The sequence below is a fragment of the Nocardia sp. NPDC058640 genome (assembly GCF_042716995.1).
GTDB lineage: Bacteria > Actinomycetota > Actinomycetes > Mycobacteriales > Mycobacteriaceae > Nocardia.
Map to the genome: position 1 here is coordinate 843,383 of NZ_JBHXRG010000001.1, position 17,591 is coordinate 860,973.

Genomic DNA, 17,591 nt, shown 5'->3' on the forward strand with positions numbered 1-17,591 from the left:
GGCGTGAGTGGCGCGCGGGCCACCAGTTCGGGATTCGCACCTAATAGCGTTTAATCCCCACCGCTCAAACCGCCTTCACGCTACAGTGGCCCCTTCTCCCGATCGGCCTACGGGCCCACTGTCATCTGAGGCTCAGTAGCGGTAGTGCTCGGGCTTGTACGGGCCCTCGACGTCTACGTTGATGTACTCGGCCTGGTCCTTGGTGAGCTTGGTGAGCTCGCCGCCCAGGGCTTCGACGTGGATCTTGGCGACCTTTTCGTCGAGGTGCTTGGGCAGGCGGTAGACCTCGTTGTCGTATTCCTGTGGCTTGGTCCACAGTTCGATCTGGGCGATGACCTGGTTGGAGAAGCTGTTGGACATCACGAACGAGGGGTGGCCGGTGGCGTTGCCCAGGTTGAGCAGGCGGCCTTCCGACAGCACGATGATCGACTTGCCCGAGTCGAAGGTCCACTCGTCGACCTGCGGCTTGATGTTGATCCGGGTGGCACCGCAACGCTCGAGCGCGGCCATGTCGATCTCGTTGTCGAAGTGGCCGATGTTGCCCAGGATCGAGTGATCCTTCATCGCCTTCATGTGGTCGAGGGTGATGATGTCCTTGTTGCCGGTGGAGGTGATCACGATGTCGGCGTCGCCGATCGCCTTCTCGACGGTGACCACGTCGTAGCCGTCCATCAGCGCCTGCAGCGCGTTGATCGGGTCGATCTCGGTGACCTGCACGCGCGCGCCCTGGCCTGCCAGCGACTCCGCGCAGCCCTTGCCGACGTCGCCGTAACCGCAGATCAGCACCTTCTTGCCGCCGATGAGCACGTCGGTGCCGCGGTTGATGCCGTCGATGAGCGAGTGGCGGGTGCCGTACTTGTTGTCGAACTTGGACTTGGTGACCGAGTCGTTGACGTTGATGGCCGGGAACACCAGCTCACCGGCGGCGGCGAACTGGTACAGGCGCAGCACACCGGTGGTGGTTTCCTCGGTGACGCCCTTGACCGATTCCGCGATGGTCGACCACTTGGTCTTGTCGGCTTCGACGCTGTCGCGCAGCAGGTTCAGGAACACCTTGTACTCGGCGGAGTGGTCGTCGTCCTCGGGCGGGACGACGCCGGCCTTCTCGAACTGCGCGCCGCGCAGCACCAGCATGGTCGCGTCGCCACCGTCGTCGAGGATCATGTTGGCCGGTTCGCCGGGCCAGGTGAGCATCTGGTCGGCGGCCCACCAGTAGTCCTCGAGCGACTCGCCCTTCCAGGCGAACACGGGAACGCCCGCGGGCTCGTCGACGGTGCCGTGCGGGCCGACCACGATCGCGGCGGCGGCATGGTCCTGGGTGGAGAAGATGTTGCAAGAGGCCCAACGCACTTCGGCGCCGAGGGCCGTGAGGGTTTCGATGAGCACGGCGGTCTGCACCGTCATGTGCAGCGATCCGGAGATTCGCGCACCCTTCAGGGGCTGGACGTCGTGGTATTCACGGCGCAGCGCCATCAGGCCCGGCATCTCGTGCTCGGCCAGGCGGATCTCCTTGCGGCCGAATTCGGCCAACGAAAGGTCTGCCACCTTGTAGTCGATGCCGTTGCGGACGTCGGGGGTGAGCTCGGTACGCGCGGGGAGTTCTGAGGTCGTCACGCAGGCAAGGTTACCGGGTGCGCCCGACTCAGTTCCCCGGTCTGCCCAGGTGCGGTCTCAGGCCGCGGCGCGGTATCGGGCCAGCAACCGTCGCGGCTTGTCGGGTGCGACATTGGCCAGGCTCAGATCGCCGCCGTAATGGGCCGCCACGCGCGGGTCCATCACCGCACGCCACAGCGGCGGCACCGCGGCCAGCACGATCATGGTGGCGTAGCCGGCGGGCAGCTGCGGGGCGTCTTCGGTGCTGCGCAGGGTTTGGTAGCGCCGGCCGGGGTTGGCGTGGTGGTCGCTGTGGCGCTGCAGATGGAACAGGAAGATGTTGGTGACCAGGCGATCGGAGTTCCAGCTGTCGCGCGGGGAGCAGCGTTCGTAGCGGCCGTTGGGCTTGCGGGCGCGCAGCAGTCCGTAGTGCTCGACGTAGTTCACGGTCTCGAGCAGGGCAACGCCGATCACGGCCTGCACGACCAGCCACGGCAGGATCGACGTACCGAAAACCAGCATCAGCGAACCGAACAGCACCACGGTCATGGCCCAGGCCTGCAGGATGTTGTTCTGGGTGCTCCACCAGCCGCGCCCCTGCCGGAACAGGCGGGCGCGCTCGAGTTGCACGGCCGAGGAGAACCCGCCGATCACGCTGCGCGGCAAGAACTCCCACAGTGTTTCGCCCAGTCGCGCGCTGGCCGGATCCTCGGGGGTGGCCACGCGGGCGTGGTGTCCGCGATTGTGCTCGACGAAGAAGTGCCCGTACGCCGATTGGGCCAGCGCCACCTTCGACAGCAATTTCTCAGCACTCTCGACCCGGTGGCCCAATTCGTGGGCGGCGTTGATGCCGATACCGCTGACGAAGCCGACCGTGGCGGCCAAGCCGAGCTTGTCGATCAGCGCGAGTTCGGGACTGGTCCACATGTGGCAGGCCACGCCGAGACTGATCAGCTGGATGGGCAGGAACAGGTAGGTGCACCACCGGTAGTACCGGTCCGCCGACAGCGCCGCGTAGTCCTCGTCGCGCGGGTTGTTGCCGTCCTCGCCCACGATCCAGTCCAGCACGGGGATGGCGATCAGCACGATCACCGGGCCGATCCACCAGAACACTTCCGCCTTGGTCCAGTACACAAGTTGGGAGGGCAGCAGAGCGCACGCCGGGGCGATCAGCCCCAGGGCCCAGAGATACCGTTTGGGATCACGAAAACCCCCCGGTTTACCAACCGCTTGCACACTCGCTCCGCTGTAAAGAGACCAATCGCCGACCGATGTGAATACTGACAGACCATAGGCGCGTTACACAGCGGCAGATCCCCAAACGTGGTGATGGTTACACGATGGCGATTCAGAGTTCGTGAGGTGTCTCAGTGCTCTACGTCACCAGTTGGTGCGCGCACACCTCTGACCTGCACGATCGCCTCGACGTACGGGCTCAGCAGCGCGGCCATCTCCGCGGCGGCATCACGCTGCGGCACCGGCGGGTTGGGGATGTAACTCAGGGCGATGCGCACCAGCGCGTGCGCGAGCACGTCGGCCTCGGCAACGCTGGCGTCCACCCAACTGTGGGTGAACACCGTAGTCAGGCGCGTGGTGGCGTGCTCGAGCAGCGGGGCCGCGTCGAGGGTGATCAGGCGGAGCAGGTCGGGTTTCATCTCCCCGCTCAGCAGCGACCGGACCAGTGGGTCGCCGGCCGCGGAGAGGAAGAACCCGGTCATCCCGACCCGGATCGCGGCGCGGGCATCGCCGACATTGGCGTCCAGCGCCTCGCGCACATGGTCGACCAGATCGTCGGCCAGGCGAAGGGCGTAGGCCTGCGAAAGGCCCGCGCGCGAACCGAACTCGTTGTAGAGGGTCTGTCTGCTCACTCCGGCCCTGGTCGCGACGTCACCGAGGGTGACCTTGGACCAGTCACGCTCGGTGAGCAACTCGCGCATCCCGTCCAGGACCGTGTTGCGCAGTAGTTCACGCGCGGCCTCCTGGTACGGGATGCGCGCACCGGTGCGCGGGCGACCCGCGACGCTCACGAACGTTCGATCTCGACCATGAAGAAGTCGGACTTCTGCGCACCACAGTCGGGGCAGGTCCAGTCGTCGGGAATGTCGTCCCAGCGGGTGCCGGGGGCCAGGCCGTCGTCGGGCCAGCCCACGGCTTCGTCGTATTCGAAACCGCACTGCGCGCACTGGTAGAGCTTGTAATCGGTCACTGCGAAACTCCTACCGCCTCGAAGTCGATTTTCTCCCGTACCCCGCAGTCTGGACAGCACCATTCGTCGGGGACGGCCGCCCACAGTGTGCCAGGCGGGAAACCCTCGCGGGGGGCGCCTTTGGCCTCGTCGTAGACAAAATCGCACACCGGACATTTGTAAGCGCTCACGACCGGTCCTCCGTCTCGTACTGTGCCAGCACCTGCTCACGGCGCTTGGGTTCGATATTGGCCTTGGTCACGTCGCCGCCGTAGTGGGCGAGCACGCGCTTGTCCATCACCTTGCGCCAGATCGGCGGGAAGTAGCCGAGCAGGATCATGCTGGCGTAGCCGCTTGGCAGGTTCGGCGCACCGTCCCAGCTGCGCAGCGTCTGGTAGCGACGGGTGGGGTAGGCGTGGTGGTCGCTGTGGCGCTGCAGGTGGTACAGGAAGATGTTGGTGACGATGTGGTCGCTGTTCCAGCTGTGCTCGGGCGCGGGCCGTTCGTAGCGACCGCTGGCGGTCTTCTGCCGGACCAGGCCGTAGTGCTCGAGGTAGTTCACCGATTCCAGCAGGCTGAAACCGACCACGGCCTGCAGGACCAGATACGGCAGCACTTCGACACCGAAGAACGCGATCAGGCCCAGCCACAGCACCACCGACATCGCCCAGGCGTTGAGCACGTCGTTGCGCAGCGTCCACGGACTCTTCTCGAGTCGGCCCAGACGTTCCTTCTCCAGATGCCAGGCCGAGCGCAGGCTGCCCCAGACCGTGCGGGGCCAGAACGCCCAGAACGATTCACCCAGACGCGAACTCGCCGGATCCTCGGGGGTGGCAACGCGAACGTGGTGACCGCGGTTGTGTTCGATGTAGAAGTGACCGTAGAACGACTGGGCCAGCGCGATGCGGGCCAGCCAGCGCTCGAGTTCGACCTTCTTGTGGCCCAGTTCGTGCGCGGTGTTGATGCCGATGCCGCCGATCATGCCCACGCTGATCGCGATACCGATCTTGTCCACGACGTTGGCGCCACCGGAGAAGCCCAGCCAGTGCAGGTTCGGCGCGGTGATGATGTAGCAGGCGAAGATCAGCGACGCGTACTGGAACGGCAGGTACAGGTAGGTCAGGTACCGGTAGTACTTGTCGTTTTCCAGGTACTCCATCACCTCGTCGGGCGGGTTGTCGCCGTCCGGGCCGAAGAACAGGTCGGCGAGCGGGATCACGATGTAGACCAGCACCGGGCCGAGCCAGAACGGGATCTCGGCGATGCGGTGCCAGCCGAGCTGGTTCAGACCCCAGATCAGCGGGATCGCGATCGTGAACAGGCCGGTGGGAGCGAACAGCCCCCACAGCCACAAATAGCGTTTGGAATCTCGCCACTGCGGCGGCGAAACCCGCTGCTGCGACGCGTTGGCATCGGTCGACATCATCGTCTCCAGTCCCGAGGCACATCTCACACCTGTGATGTGCGTAACTCTCTGTCACAGACGATATGTCCGGATCCGTCGGCTGTCTAGACAAAATCCGCTATTTGTAAAGTCGCAACCTTCGGAAACGCCGAAAACGGCCGTGTCCTAGCTGGACACGGCCGTCGTCGTTACAGGTCAGAGACCTTTTCAGGGGGCTTTACATCATGCGTCTGACCGCAAGATCACGTCGGCGCCCGGTGGTAGCCCGTCGACCGGCCACCACCGCAGATCGGTGGATTCACTGCTGCGCACAGGTACCGCGTTCGGTGGCGCGATGACCTCGAACAGCAGGTCCAGATGCCGGGTCGGCACGCCAAGCGAGCAGGTGATCGGGTGCGCCTGCGCGCCATACAGGCCGGGCGTCAGGACCAGGTCAGGGATCCCGGATTCCTCCACCGCTTCGCGCAGCGCCGCGTCCTGCACGGTCTTGTCGTCGGGTTCGCAGTGACCGCCGAGTTGAATCCAGCGGCCCACTTTCGGGTGCAGGGTCAGCAGGATTTCGCGACGGTCGTGCGACAGCACGATCGCCGATGCGGTGATGTGGCCGGGGGCGTGTTCGCGCAGGCAACCGCGAGGTGCGGAGCCGAGGAACGCCAGAAACGCTTCGCGCAGTGAGTGATCCGCGTGCGACTGCGGTTCCCACCGGGTGAGCAGTTCCGTCGCTGACGCGTGGAGAGATTCGGCGGTCACAGGGCAGGCCCCTTCGTCGCGTTCACAGTTCCACCAGTCCCGCGCCTGCCGATCCCATCGTGCGCGGGGTCGGTTCTTCGAGGGGCATGCCGATGGCGATGGCGCCCAACGGCATCCAGTCCTCGTCCAGTCCCAGGACCTCGCGCACGATCTCGGGCGCGAAGATGGTCGAACCGATCCAGCAGCTGCCCAGACCATCGGCAGCCAGCGCCACCAGCAGGCCCTGCACCGCCGCACCGACAGCCACGGTGAACATCGTCTGCTCGGCCGCCTGACGTCGAGCGTCGGGATAGTCGTGCGCGCCGTCGGGCACGCAGAACGGGATGATCACTTCCGGGGCTTCGAAAAGGATGCGGCCGCGCGCGATTCGACGCGCGACACGTTCGGGGTCGAGGCCGTCGGCGGTCAGGTCGGCGCTCCACTGTTCGGCCATGGCGTCCAGCAGCTGCGCCCGCAGGGTCGCCTTGCGCAGCCAGACGAAGCGCACTGGGCGGGTGTGATGCGGGGCCGGCGCGGTGAGGCCGACGGCGACCGCGGCGCGGATCCGTTCGGGGTCCACCGGTTCGTTCGCGAACGCGCGCACCGAACGTCGCAGGGGCACAGCCTCTTTGCGGCCCTGCTCGATCGCCTCGGCGGTGCCGAGCCAGAACAGGTCGTCGACGCCGCCGCGCAACAACGTCGCCGCGGTGGAGCCGTCGTCGTCGGTGTCCAGCCCGCGCACCACCGCGATCGGCACCCCGCCGAGCTTGCCCTTGACCAGGTCCGCGGCCGCGGCGAGTTCGTCGGCGATGGCGACCTGGGTGACGTGAAGTGCGTTGCCCTGCCCGTCGATTGCGCCGTCGTAGTCGTGCAGCACGCGCAGTCCGGCCGACCCGATGGCCGCGTCGATCTGCCCGTTGCGCCAGGCGCGACCCATCGTGTCGGTGATGACCACGGCCACGTCAACGCCGAGGCGCGCGGCGATGGCGGTGCGCAGGGTTTTCGCGCTGCCGTCGGGATCGGTAGGCAGCAGCACCAATTCGCCTTCGGCCACGTTCGAACCGTCCACGCCCGAGGCCGCCTGCACGATGCCGAGGCGATTCTCGGTGATCAGGGTGCGGCCCTTGCGGGCGAGCACGCGCACGGCTTCGTCCTGCACGAGGGTGCGGCGCGCGGCGTCGCGTTCGTCGGGGTCGGTCGGGGCGGTCACGATGCGCCCTTCGACCTTCGACACGATCTTGCTGGTGACCACGACAATGTCCCCGTCGGTGAGCCAGGGCGCTTGTGCCGCAAGGTGTTCGGCGATGTCGTCACCGGGCCGGAACTCCGGCAGTCCTTTCACCGGCAGGATGCGCAGCTCGTCGGCCGCGTGATCAGGCACAACGCTCACGCCTTCACTCCCGCCAATTCCAGTGCCGCACGCGCCATTTCGGCGGTCGCGTCGGGATCGGTCATCAACAGCGGCACGCTGCGCACTTCCACACCCGGCACATCGGCGGAATCGGTGGAGTGCACCAACCACCCGTCGAGGATGCCGGTCGCCGAACGCGCACCGTAGTGCCGTCCGATCGCCTCGGCGGTGGACTCGACGCCGATCGCGGACAGGCACTCATCTGCCATGCCGCGCAACGGCTTTCCGTCGATCACCGGCGACAGCCCGATCACCTTCGCGTCGGTGGTGCGCAGCGCGCCGCGGATTCCGGGCACCGCGAGGATCGCGCCGATGCTCACCACGGGGTTCGACGGGGCCAGCAGCACAGCGTCTGCGGCAGCTATGATTTCGGTCACATTCGGGGCCGGAGAGGCTTGCTCGGCGCCGATCGAGGCAAATCCGTGAGTCGGCAGCGCCGCGCGGTACCGCACCCACCATTCCTGGAAGTGGATCGCGCGACGTTCGCCAGCATTGTCGGGATCGCTGACCACGACGTGGGTTTCGCAGCGATCGTCGGTAGCCGGGATCAGCTTCACGCCCGGCTGCCACCGATTGCACAGCGCTTCGGTGACCGCGGACAGCGGGTATCCGGCGCGCAGCATCTCGGTGCGAATGAGGTGGGTGGCGATGTCGCGGTCGCCCAGTCCGAACCAATCGGGCTGGGCGTTGTACTTGGCCAGCTCCTCTTTCGCGTGCCAGGTTTCGTCGGCGTGGCCCCAGCCACGCTCGGTGTCGATGCCACCGCCGAGGGTGTACATGCAGGTGTCGAGGTCGGGGCAGATGCGAAGCCCGTGCATCCACACGTCGTCGCCGACGTTGACGATGGCGGCGATGTCGGCTTCGGGCAGCAGCTGACGAAGACCCTGGAGGAACCGGGCACCGCCGACGCCGCCGACGAGTACGGCGATCTTGGGCACGCGCACCGCGTGTTGTGCAGTCACAAGGTCACAGCCTAGTGACCAACGGTTGCCCGGCGATTTCACACCGATGTCCAGCGAAGTTGCTGGTCATTTGCCACGGCACATAACAAGATCAACACGAAAGGCGGGGCCGGAGTGTAACGGAAGGGTGACGGCGGGTTGACCACCGGCAAGTGCGGCGTGTCTAATCACAGACATGTCATTCCGGTCACCGCGAGAGGGCATAGCGCGGGGGCGTTTGCGAGAGGGTTTCAGTCTCGTTCGGAAGGCAGGCTTCGGGGAAGCCCGCGAGACTACGTCGCGGTGTTGGGCCGTCGGGATTTATCTGTAGATCCGACGGAAAGAATCATTCTGCGCTAACACATAGTGAGGAGGCGGAACGATGACCGAAGATCTGGTCTCGCCGACCGATTCCACAGCAGGCGCAGCTCACGCTGTCTGCGCTGAAATGAGCTGGCAGGAACCGGACGTGGTAAGCGAAGTCGCGGCTCCCCGGCTGAGTCTGGTCGTCACGGGCTTCGATGAAATGTTCGAGTCGATCGAAGAGCAGTGGCAAGAACGAGCACTGTGCGCTCAGACCGACCCCGAGGCGTTCTTCCCCGAGAAGGGCGGCTCGACACGTGAGGCAAAGCGAATCTGCTTGGGCTGTGAAGTACGTGACCAGTGCTTGGAATACGCACTGGCACATGATGAACGCTTCGGAATCTGGGGCGGTCTCTCGGAACGAGAGCGTCGCAGGCTGAAGCGCGGAATCGGTTAAGTGACTGTTCGAAAGTAGACTCTCTCCAGGCCTGGCCCGGAGCCACGCAGGCGCAGTACGTCGGTGTCTCCGGGCGAACGCCCTTTATCTTCGGTGCAGGCGAGAGAGGTGAACCACCCATGGCACGTTCCCGGCGTCATCCCACGGCACCCACCGCTCGTTCGGTGACCCGCCGCGGCCGAGGTGTCCGTGGCCCCATGCTCCCGCCGACGGTACCCGCGTGGCGCACCAGGGGACAGAAGTTCGATCGGCTCGTGCTCGAGGCGTTCGCTCCGTTGGACACCCGCTGGCACGATCGACTCACCAAGCTCGATATCGCCGTCGACGATGTGCCGAAAATCCGTCCGCTGCATCCTGATTCGGTCACCTGGCCCGATGAGGTCGTCGCCGACGGACCGGTACCGCTGTCGCGGCTGATCCCCGCGGGCGTGGACCGCCACGGTGCGGCCACGCGCGCCAGGGTGGTGTTGTTCCGCAAGCCACTGGAACTGCGCGCGGCCGATCCCGACGATCTGGTCGAGTTGTTGCGCGAGGTGCTGGTGCAACAGATCGCCACCTACCTCGGTGTAGACCCCGATCTGATCGATCCGGAACCCGAGTAGACGAAACAACTGCTGTCGCGACTGTGCCCGTTTAGGGCGTGTCCGTCTCCACTTTCCGACGGTGGAGGGCTAATCTCGACGTCGTGATCCCTATGCGTCGTTGCTGCCGACCAGGCTGCAAGAATCCGGCAGTAGCGACGCTGACGTATGTGTACTCCGACTCGACCGCGGTCGTGGGCCCCCTTGCCACCGTCGCCGAACCGCATTCCTGGGATCTGTGCGAAACCCACGCCTGCCGCATCACCGCACCCAAGGGGTGGGAGCTGGTCCGGCACGAAGGCGGCTTCTCCTCGAGCACGCCCGATGACGACGATCTCACCGCGTTGGCCGAAGCCGTACGCGAAGCGGGCCTGCGTCGCCGCCCGGCCACCGCCGCGGAAGCCGACCAACCGGGCCTGCGTGACAACGCCCCCGCCGCCCCGCGCACCGCGCGAACCGGCCGCCGCGGGCACCTCCGGGTCCTGCCCGATCCGTAGCTAGTGCGGCCACGATCCCGGATTGTCGGTGGAGCCCGCTAGGGTAACTACTCATGACGACCCTCGCGCGCTCTGGCGAACTCGTGAATGCCGTGATCAAGGCTTATGACGTCCGCGGGGTGGTGGGCGAGCAGATCGACGAGGCGTTCGTGCACGACGTCGGCGCGTCCTTCGCCCGCCTGATGCGCGAGGAAGGTGCCACCCGCGTGGTGATCGGCCACGACATGCGTGAGTCCTCCCCCGCACTGTCGGAAGCTTTCGCGCAGGGCGTGCAGGCGCAGGGCCTGGATGTGGTGCACATCGGCCTGGCCTCCACCGACCAGCTCTACTTCGCCTCGGGCAAGCTGGGCTGCCCCGGCGCCATGTTCACTGCCAGCCACAACCCGGCCAAGTACAACGGCATCAAGCTGTGCCGCGCGAACGCGCTGCCCGTGGGCCAGGACACCGGCCTCGCGACCATCTCCGCCGAGGTCATCGAGGGCGTGCCCGCCTTCGACGGCGCGTCCGGCACCGCCACCAGCACCGATCTGCTCGCCGATTACGCCACCTACCTGCGCGAACTGGTGAACCTGGACGGGATCCGTCCGCTCACCATCGCGGTCGACGCCGGCAACGGCATGGGCGGGCACACCGTGCCGGCCGTGCTGGGCACGCTGGGCCCGATCACCATCGTGCCGCTGTACTTCGAACTGGACGGCTCGTTCCCCAACCACGAAGCCAACCCGCTGGACCCGAAGAACCTGGTCGACCTGCAGGCGCTGGTGCGTGCCAGCGGCGCCGACATCGGCCTGGCCTTCGACGGTGACGCCGACCGCTGCTTCGTGGTCGACGAGCGCGGCGAACCGGTGTCCCCGTCGGCGATCACCGCGATCGTGGCCCAGCGCGAGCTGGCCAAGGACCCCGGTGCCACGGTGATCCACAACCTGATCACCTCGCGCGCGGTGCCCGAACTGGTCGAGGAGCTGGGCGGCAAGCCGGTGCGCACGCGCGTTGGTCACTCGTTCATCAAGCAGGAGATGGCCGCCACGGGCGCGGTGTTCGGCGGCGAGCACTCCGCGCACTACTACTTCCGCGATTTCTGGGGCGCCGATTCGGGCATGTTGGCCGCGATGCACGTGCTGGCCGCACTGGGCGAAAGTGACCGCACAGTCTCGGACCTGATGGCCGCCTACGACGTGTATTCGGCGTCGGGCGAGATCAACTCGACCGTGGCCGATGCCGCCGATCGCACCGCCGCGGTGTTGGCCGCGTTCGCCGACCGCACCGAATCGGTGGACCGCATGGACGGGGTGACCGTGGATCTGGGTAACCACGCCTGGTTCAATCTGCGCGCCTCGAATACCGAACCGCTGCTTCGACTCAACGTCGAGGCCGGATCGCAGGCCGAAGTAAACGCACTCGTGACCGAGATCTTGAGCATCGTCCGCGTCTGACTGGGAAGATGAAACCAGTACCAGTGGATGCCCGGTATTCGGTGACCGCGGATCAGCAGCTTTGCCGATGCACGACTGGAATAGTGGAGTCACGCACGACACAGCGCGATGAGGGGAGGTGGGTTCGGCGATGATCGCTGGAACACCGCTATTCGACCTCGACGATGCCGAGTCGCTGGAAGCGGCCGACACCGGCGGCGCCCTGCGCTCGGCGGCCTCGGGCGGCGCCCAGGTGCGTGCCACGGCCGCCGCGGTCGCGGAGACCGGACTCATCGAACGCCTGTCGGGTCTGAGCCCGCGCAGCCTGGTGTTGGTCACCGGTTCGGGTCGCGCCGCGCGCGCGGCCGGGCTGCTGGTGGCCTCGCTCGGTGATCGGGCCGGGCTGCCGATCGTGGCCGTCACGTCGCTGCCGCCCTGGGTCGGCGCGTTGGACGTGGTCCTGGTGGCCGGCGACGACGCGGGCGATCCGCGCCTGATCGACGCCGTGGACCGGGCCGTGCGCCGCAACGCCGAAGTCGTGGTCGCCGCACCCCACGAGGGCCCGTTGCGGTCCGCGGCCGCCGGTCGCGCGATCGTGCTCGAACCGCGAGTGCCCGTGCTCGACCACAACCGGCTGCTGCGCTTCCTCGCCGTCGGCATCGCGGTGCTGCGCGGGATCGACCCGCAACGCAGCGGCGCGGCCATGCCGGATCTGACCGCCCTGGCCGACATGCTCGACGCCGAGGCGTTGCGCGACGGCCCGCACACCGAGGTCTTCCGCAACCCGGCCAAAACCCTCGCTTCCCGGATGCACGGGGTCGGCGTCGTGCTCGCGGGCGATTCCCCGGCCGCGATCGAACTGGCGGGCCACGGGTCCGAGGTGCTGTTGCAGTCGGCGGGCAGGCTCGCGTCGGCGGCGGATCTGTCCGATGCCGTGGCCTCGGTGGGACGCCTGTCGCAGGCCACCGCCGGTGCCGCGCCCGCCTTCGATCCGCTGTTCCACGACGAGGAACTCGACGGACCCGCGCCGGTGGAACGGGTGCGGGTGCTGGCATTGAGCGTGCGTGCCGATCAAGCGGCGGTGCGGCGCAAGCTGGCGGTGTTCGACGGAGCGGGCGGTGGCCTGGTCGACGCCGAACTGGTGCACGCCGATGTCGACGTGCTGCAGTCGCAGCTGGCCGACCCCGGCGCCGCGCCCAGTACCGAACAGGCCGCTGCCATGTCCGCCGCAGGGGGCGGACACGGCAGCGAACTCGAGCAGCTGGCTGTGCTCGCGCTGCGGCTGGACATGGCCGCGGCTTATCTTCGACTGACCGGTGCGCGCGGTGCCGCCGCGCCCGAACCGGATCGATACGACGGGGGACGCTACTAGTGCGGGAACTTGTTGGTGCGCTGCGTTCTTACGCGTGGGGGTCGCGCACCGCTCTGGCTCAGCTGTGCGGTCGGCCGGTGCCGTCGGCGCATCCCGAGGCCGAACTCTGGTTCGGCGCGCACCCGGCCGATCCCGCGCATGTGGTGCACGAAGGTGCTACCCGCTCGCTGGTCGAGGTGTTGGCCGACGATCCTGTGCGCGAATTAGGTTCGGTGGCAAATTCTTTCGGCACCCGGCTGCCGTTTCTGCTGAAGATCCTGGCCGCGGAAGAGCCGTTGTCGCTGCAGGCGCATCCCAGTTCGGCGCAGGCCAAGACCGGTTTCGAACGCGAGAACCGGCTCGGTGTCGCCTTGGATTCGCCGCTGCGCAACTACCGCGACGACAGCCACAAGCCCGAACTGGTTGTGGCACTGGAACGTTTCGAGGCGCTGGCCGGGTTCCGCGACCCGCACCGCACCGTGGACCTGTTGCGCGCGCTGGACGTACCCGGCCTGAACGTTTACGCCGAACTGCTTGCCGCCCAACCCGATTCGGCCGGTCTGCGCACACTGTTCACCACCTGGATCACGCTGCCGCCCGCGGCGCTGGCGAAACTGCTGCCCGCGGTGCTCGAGGGCTGCGTGCGGTACCTGTCCACCAAGGGCGAGCACGAGTTCGGTGCCGAGGTGCGCACCGCGCTGGAACTGGCCGAGGTCTACCCCGGTGACGCGGGAGTCCTGGCCGCACTGCTGCTCAACCGCCTGACCCTGGAACCGGGCCAGGCACTGTTCCTGGCGGCAGGCAACCTGCACGCCTACCTGCGCGGGGTCGGCGTGGAGATCATGGCCAACTCCGACAACGTATTACGCGGCGGCCTGACCCCCAAACACGTCGACGTGCCGGAACTGCTGCACGTGTTGGACTTCGAACCCATCGACCTGCCGGTGATCGAACCCGAACCCGGCGGCGACGGCAGCGTCCGATACCGCACGCCCGCACCGGAATTCGCGCTGTGCCGGTTCGACCTGGACACCGACGACGAACCGGTCGTGCTCGCCGACGCCGGGCCCAGCATCGTGCTGTGCACCGCGGGCACGGTGGAACTGTCGGAGAACGGGCGCACCCTGACCATCGAACGCGGCAGCGCGGCCTGGATCTCCGCCGCCGACACCGACATCAAGGCACGCGCGGTGCGCGGACCCGCGCAACTGTTCAGTGCCTGCGTCGGCGACGGCAACTGATACCGACGCGTACTTTTCGCCCTGTCCCCCACTAGGCTGTGGCCAGTCGTGTTCAGCGAACAGAAGGGCGGGCCGGCATGTCGGCTAGTGGTGGCAAGAAGGCGATCATCGCGGCGTTGACGGCCAATGCCGGCATCGCGGTGGCGAAGTTCATCGGTGCGTTCATCACCGGATCGGCGTCGATGATGGCCGAGGGTGTGCACTCGGTGGCCGACACGTCGAACCAGGGTCTGCTGCTGTTCGGTCAGCGCGCCGCGGCCAAGGACGCCGACGAGCTTCACCAGTTCGGCTACGGCCGCAACCGCTACTTCTATTCGTTCGTCGTGGCCCTGGTGCTGTTCACCTTGGGTTCGGTGTTCGCGATCTACGAGGGCATCCACAAGATCCAACATCCCGAGGAGCTCAGTCAGCCGATCGTGGCGATCGTGATCCTGGTGATCGCGATCGGCCTGGAGACCTTCAGCTTCCTGACCGCGGTGCGCGAGTCCCGCCCGTTGAAGGGCAACGCGACCTGGTGGCGGTTCATCCGCAACTCGCGCAGCCCCGAACTGCCGGTGGTGCTGCTGGAGGACACCGGCGCGCTGATCGGTCTGGTGCTGGCACTGGGCGGTGTCGGCCTGACCATGGCCACCGACGACCCGGTCTTCGACGGCATCGGCACCCTGTCCATCGGCATCCTGCTGGGCATCATCGCGATCGTGCTGATCGTGGAGATGAAGAGCCTGCTCATCGGCGAAGGCGCCACGCCCGAACAGGGCCGGATCATTCGCGAGAAGCTGGTCGACGGTTCGAAGATCGTCTCGGTGATCCACATGAAGACCGAGTACCTGGGCCCCGACGAGATGCTGGTCGCCGCCAAGGTCGCGCTGGCCCCGCATCTGGACATCGCCGAGGTCGCCGAGGCCATCGACGCCGCGGAGATGCGCGTGCGCACCGCGGTCCCGACCGCGCGCCTGATCTACTTGGAGCCGGACCTGTACCGGAAGTAGCCGACACGGGCCGCAGGTCGGCGGCAGGGGCAGAAACTGCCGGTAGCCTGCCGGTATGGCCGAGCAAGGTGGAGACAGCAAGATCGCGATCCTCGCCGCACTCGGGGCGAACGCGGGCATCATGGTGGCGAAGTTCATCGGTGCGTTCATCACCGGTTCGTCGTCGATGCTGGCCGAGGCGGTGCACTCGGTGGCCGATACCGGCAACGAGGCGCTGCTGCTGGTCGGCCACAACCGCGCCGACCAGCCACCGGACAAGCTGCACCCGTTCGGCTACTCGCGCAACCGGTATTTCTATTCGTTCGTCGTGGCACTGGTGCTGTTCATCATGGGCAGCCTGTTCGCGATCAACGAGGCGATCCACAAGATCCGGTTCCCCGAGGAAATCAGCTCGCCGTGGGTCGCGATCGGGATTCTCGGTGTGTCGATGGTGCTAGAGGGCAGCAGTTTCCTCACCGCGCGCAAACAGTCGGAGCCGCTGAAGGGCAAGAACTCCTGGTGGTATTTCATCCGCAACACGCGCAATCCTGAACTGCCCGTGGTGCTGCTGGAAGACGCCGGCGCGATCTTGGGTCTGCTGTTCGCCCTCGGCGGCGTGAGCATGTCGATGATCACCGGCAACCCGATCTGGGACGGCATCGGCACCCTGCTGATCGGCATCCTGCTCGGCTGCAACGCCACGATCCTGATCGTGGAGACCAAGAGCCTGCTGATCGGCGAAGGCGCAACGGCCAAGGACGACACCGCGATTCGCTCGGCGCTGCTGTCCGATCCCCGCATCGAACGCGTGATCCGCATGCAGACCCAGTACCTGGGCCCCCAAGACCTACTGATCAACGCGAAGATCGCGATGCACGCGGGCCTGGACATCACCCAGGTCGGCGAGGCCATCGACGCCGCGGGCGACCGCATCCACGCCGCGGTCCCCAACTCCTGCACGATCTATCTCGAACCCGACGTGTTCAAGCCCGATCTCGTCCACGACGCACCGTCGAAGAAGACCTAGCGGTAGGCAGGCGCCGCGCCGCGTAGCAGGTCGAGAGGGTCGGTGACGATGCCGAAGCGGTTGCGTAGCAGGTGGTGGGCGGCGTGTAGGCCGGACATGCCGTGTACGCCGGGGCCCGGCGGGGTCGAGGACGAGCACAGGTAGGTGCCGGGAATCGGTGTGCTGTAAGGGTTCCAGCGCGCCAGTGGCCGAAAGATGGTCTGGCGGGTGGTCATTGCGCCCGCGGAGATGTCGCCGCCGATGTAGTTGGCGTTGTGGGCGGGCATGAAGGCCGCGGGGGTCACGTGTTTCGCCAGGATCAGGTCGCGGAAGCCGGGGGCGAAGCGTTCGATCTGGTCGATCACCTGTTCGCTGATGTCGCGGTCGGTGCCGTTGGGGACGTGGGCGTAGGTGTAGAAGGTCTGCATCCCCGCGGGGGCTCTGGTCGGGTCGACGACGCCGGGTTGGATGGCGAGCACGTAGGGGCGTTTCGCGAATCTGCCTGCGTTGACTTCGTCTTCGGCGCGCCGGGATTCCGCGGCGTCACCGATCACGTGCAGGGTGCCCGCCAGGTCGGCACCCGGCGCGGCCCATGGCACCGGACCCGACAGGGCGAAGTCGACCTTGCAGGCGGCGTTGCCGTATTGGAAACGGCCGAGGCTGTTGCGGTATCGGGTCGGCAGCCGGTCACCGGCCACGCGCAGCAGTTCCGCGGGTGAGGTGTCGAACAGCACGGCGCGCGCGGTGGCGAGTTCGGCGAAGTCGTCGACTCGATGTCCGGTGATGACTTCCCCACCGAGACTTTCGATTTCGGCGATCATCGCGTTCGGGATGGCCTGGCTGCCGCCGCGCGGAATCACCCAGCCGCCCGCGTGCGCGAGGGTGCCCAGCAGCAGGGCGGCGCCGACCGCGGGGAACGCGCGCGGCGAGGTGATGGCGTGGGCGGCGACGCCGGTGAACATCGCGGGAGCCACTTGGCCGTGAAAACCCTTGTTGGCCAAGGGAGATGCTTGTGCGAGCAGGCGAGTCGCGAACTCGGCGCCCGCGGCGAAATGTAGCGGGGGATGTCGCAGATCGCACATGGCCAGGTCGACCACGTCGGTCCAGCGTTGCACCAGCGGGCCGAACAGTTCTCGCCAGGCCGGGCCGTCGCGGCCGAGGTCGGCGACGGTGGATTCGAGGTTGCGCCAAGCCAATCCGGCGATGCCGCCGTCCAGAGGGTGGGCGTAGGAGACGGTCGGGGTGAGCAGTTCGACGCCATGCGCTTCGAGGTCGAAGGCGCGAAAGAAGGGAGATGCCAACGCCATTGGATGCGCACCGGCACAGACATCATGATAGAAACCCGGCAGCGTGAGTTCGGCGGTGCGTGATCCGCCGCCCGCCTGTTCCTGCGCTTCCAGGACCCGCACCGACAATCCGGCGCGCGCCGCGATCACCGCGGCGGCCAGCCCGTTGGGCCCCGAACCGACTACTACGACTTCCGCCATTGCCGCCGTCCCTTCGACCTGTGT

General features: G+C 66.9%; 18 protein-coding genes. 8 read left to right on the forward strand and 10 right to left on the reverse strand.

The annotated features are described in order from the left end of the window. Positions 1–132: 132 nt before the first annotated feature. From ahcY to cofD, 9 genes are all read right to left on the reverse strand, one after another. Positions 133–1,614, reverse strand: a complete 1,482-nt coding sequence (gene ahcY, locus ACFWU5_RS04070) for an adenosylhomocysteinase (RefSeq protein ID WP_379240173.1) — start codon at positions 1,612–1,614, stop codon at positions 133–135. Between the two features lie 57 nt (positions 1,615–1,671). Next, on the reverse strand, positions 1,672–2,829 hold the full coding sequence (locus tag ACFWU5_RS04075) for an alkane 1-monooxygenase (protein ID WP_379266088.1): 1,158 nt from the start codon (positions 2,827–2,829) through the stop codon (positions 1,672–1,674). 131 nt (positions 2,830–2,960) lie between these two features. Next, on the reverse strand, positions 2,961–3,620 hold the full coding sequence (locus tag ACFWU5_RS04080; protein ID WP_379266089.1) for a TetR family transcriptional regulator: 660 nt from the start codon (positions 3,618–3,620) through the stop codon (positions 2,961–2,963). Further along, positions 3,617–3,799, reverse strand: coding sequence for a rubredoxin (locus ACFWU5_RS04085; RefSeq protein WP_379240170.1), 183 nt, complete (start codon positions 3,797–3,799; stop codon positions 3,617–3,619). The genes ACFWU5_RS04080 and ACFWU5_RS04085 overlap by 4 nt, the downstream gene beginning before the upstream one ends. Beyond that, entirely contained in the window at positions 3,796–3,969 is a 174-nt protein-coding gene (locus ACFWU5_RS04090; protein ID WP_379240169.1) for a rubredoxin, read from the reverse strand. The genes ACFWU5_RS04085 and ACFWU5_RS04090 overlap by 4 nt, the downstream gene beginning before the upstream one ends. Next, positions 3,966–5,201: an alkane 1-monooxygenase gene (locus tag ACFWU5_RS04095; protein WP_379266090.1), complete on the reverse strand. Its 1,236-nt coding sequence runs from the start codon at positions 5,199–5,201 to the stop codon at positions 3,966–3,968. The genes ACFWU5_RS04090 and ACFWU5_RS04095 overlap by 4 nt, the downstream gene beginning before the upstream one ends. A 204-nt stretch (positions 5,202–5,405) precedes the next feature. Continuing rightward, positions 5,406–5,933 carry an NUDIX hydrolase gene (locus tag ACFWU5_RS04100; protein ID WP_379240167.1) on the reverse strand — a complete coding sequence of 176 codons (528 nt, stop codon included), beginning with the start codon at positions 5,931–5,933 and terminating at the stop codon, positions 5,406–5,408. A 22-nt stretch (positions 5,934–5,955) separates the two neighbouring features. Next, complete coding sequence (locus ACFWU5_RS04105) at positions 5,956–7,302, reverse strand: coenzyme F420-0:L-glutamate ligase (protein ID WP_379266091.1); 1,347 nt, start codon at positions 7,300–7,302, stop codon at positions 5,956–5,958. Then, on the reverse strand, positions 7,299–8,285 hold the full coding sequence (gene cofD / locus ACFWU5_RS04110) for a 2-phospho-L-lactate transferase (RefSeq protein ID WP_379266092.1): 987 nt from the start codon (positions 8,283–8,285) through the stop codon (positions 7,299–7,301). Before cofD ends, ACFWU5_RS04105 begins: the two co-directional genes overlap by 4 nt. Positions 8,286–8,790: 505 nt before the next feature. Between cofD and ACFWU5_RS04115 the strand changes: the two genes are divergently transcribed. The 8 genes from ACFWU5_RS04115 to ACFWU5_RS04150 all read left to right on the forward strand — a co-directional run bounded on the left by ACFWU5_RS04115 (position 8,791) and on the right by ACFWU5_RS04150 (position 16,101). Then, positions 8,791–9,024 carry a WhiB family transcriptional regulator gene (locus ACFWU5_RS04115; protein ID WP_133733920.1) on the forward strand — a complete coding sequence of 78 codons (234 nt, stop codon included), beginning with the start codon at positions 8,791–8,793 and terminating at the stop codon, positions 9,022–9,024. A gap of 119 nt (positions 9,025–9,143) precedes the next feature. Further along, entirely contained in the window at positions 9,144–9,626 is a 483-nt protein-coding gene (locus ACFWU5_RS04120; RefSeq protein ID WP_379240164.1) for a metallopeptidase family protein, read from the forward strand. A 92-nt stretch (positions 9,627–9,718) separates the two neighbouring features. Next, the gene (locus tag ACFWU5_RS04125) at positions 9,719–10,102 is read left to right on the forward strand and encodes a DUF3499 domain-containing protein (protein WP_379266215.1); all 384 of its coding nucleotides are present in this window, start codon (positions 9,719–9,721) and stop codon (positions 10,100–10,102) included. 53 nt (positions 10,103–10,155) lie between these two features. Continuing rightward, positions 10,156–11,535 (forward strand): phosphomannomutase/phosphoglucomutase, encoded by a 1,380-nt coding sequence (locus tag ACFWU5_RS04130; RefSeq protein WP_379266093.1) that lies wholly within the window; start codon positions 10,156–10,158, stop codon positions 11,533–11,535. A gap of 130 nt (positions 11,536–11,665) precedes the next feature. Beyond that, positions 11,666–12,886 (forward strand): tobH protein, encoded by a 1,221-nt coding sequence (locus ACFWU5_RS04135; protein WP_379240162.1) that lies wholly within the window; start codon positions 11,666–11,668, stop codon positions 12,884–12,886. Then, positions 12,886–14,106: a mannose-6-phosphate isomerase, class I gene (gene manA, locus ACFWU5_RS04140; RefSeq protein WP_379266094.1), complete on the forward strand. Its 1,221-nt coding sequence runs from the start codon at positions 12,886–12,888 to the stop codon at positions 14,104–14,106. Before ACFWU5_RS04135 ends, manA begins: the two co-directional genes overlap by 1 nt. A 77-nt stretch (positions 14,107–14,183) precedes the next feature. Beyond that, positions 14,184–15,095 carry a cation diffusion facilitator family transporter gene (locus ACFWU5_RS04145; RefSeq protein ID WP_379266095.1) on the forward strand — a complete coding sequence of 304 codons (912 nt, stop codon included), beginning with the start codon at positions 14,184–14,186 and terminating at the stop codon, positions 15,093–15,095. A gap of 55 nt (positions 15,096–15,150) precedes the next feature. Further along, on the forward strand, positions 15,151–16,101 hold the full coding sequence (locus ACFWU5_RS04150) for a cation diffusion facilitator family transporter (RefSeq protein ID WP_379240159.1): 951 nt from the start codon (positions 15,151–15,153) through the stop codon (positions 16,099–16,101). Here the strand turns inward: ACFWU5_RS04150 and ACFWU5_RS04155 are convergent. Next, on the reverse strand, positions 16,098–17,567 hold the full coding sequence (locus tag ACFWU5_RS04155) for a phytoene desaturase family protein (RefSeq protein ID WP_379240158.1): 1,470 nt from the start codon (positions 17,565–17,567) through the stop codon (positions 16,098–16,100). The genes ACFWU5_RS04150 and ACFWU5_RS04155 overlap by 4 nt on opposite strands. Positions 17,568–17,591: the final 24 nt, after the last annotated feature.

Excerpts from the sequence above, each read along its gene's own strand:
- ACFWU5_RS04095 (WP_379266090.1), bottom strand. The coding sequence starts at position 5,201 with ATGTCGACCGATGCCAACGCGTCGCAGCAGCGGGTTTCGCCGCCGCAG.
- ACFWU5_RS04115 (WP_133733920.1), top strand. The coding sequence starts at position 8,791 with ATGTTCGAGTCGATCGAAGAGCAGTGGCAAGAACGAGCACTGTGCGCT.
- ACFWU5_RS04120 (WP_379240164.1), top strand. The coding sequence starts at position 9,144 with ATGGCACGTTCCCGGCGTCATCCCACGGCACCCACCGCTCGTTCGGTG.
- ACFWU5_RS04125 (WP_379266215.1), top strand. The coding sequence starts at position 9,719 with ATGCGTCGTTGCTGCCGACCAGGCTGCAAGAATCCGGCAGTAGCGACG.
- ACFWU5_RS04130 (WP_379266093.1), top strand. The coding sequence starts at position 10,156 with ATGACGACCCTCGCGCGCTCTGGCGAACTCGTGAATGCCGTGATCAAG.
- ACFWU5_RS04135 (WP_379240162.1), top strand. The coding sequence starts at position 11,666 with ATGATCGCTGGAACACCGCTATTCGACCTCGACGATGCCGAGTCGCTG.
- ACFWU5_RS04145 (WP_379266095.1), top strand. The coding sequence starts at position 14,184 with ATGTCGGCTAGTGGTGGCAAGAAGGCGATCATCGCGGCGTTGACGGCC.
- ACFWU5_RS04150 (WP_379240159.1), top strand. The coding sequence starts at position 15,151 with ATGGCCGAGCAAGGTGGAGACAGCAAGATCGCGATCCTCGCCGCACTC.
- ACFWU5_RS04155 (WP_379240158.1), bottom strand. The coding sequence starts at position 17,567 with ATGGCGGAAGTCGTAGTAGTCGGTTCGGGGCCCAACGGGCTGGCCGCC.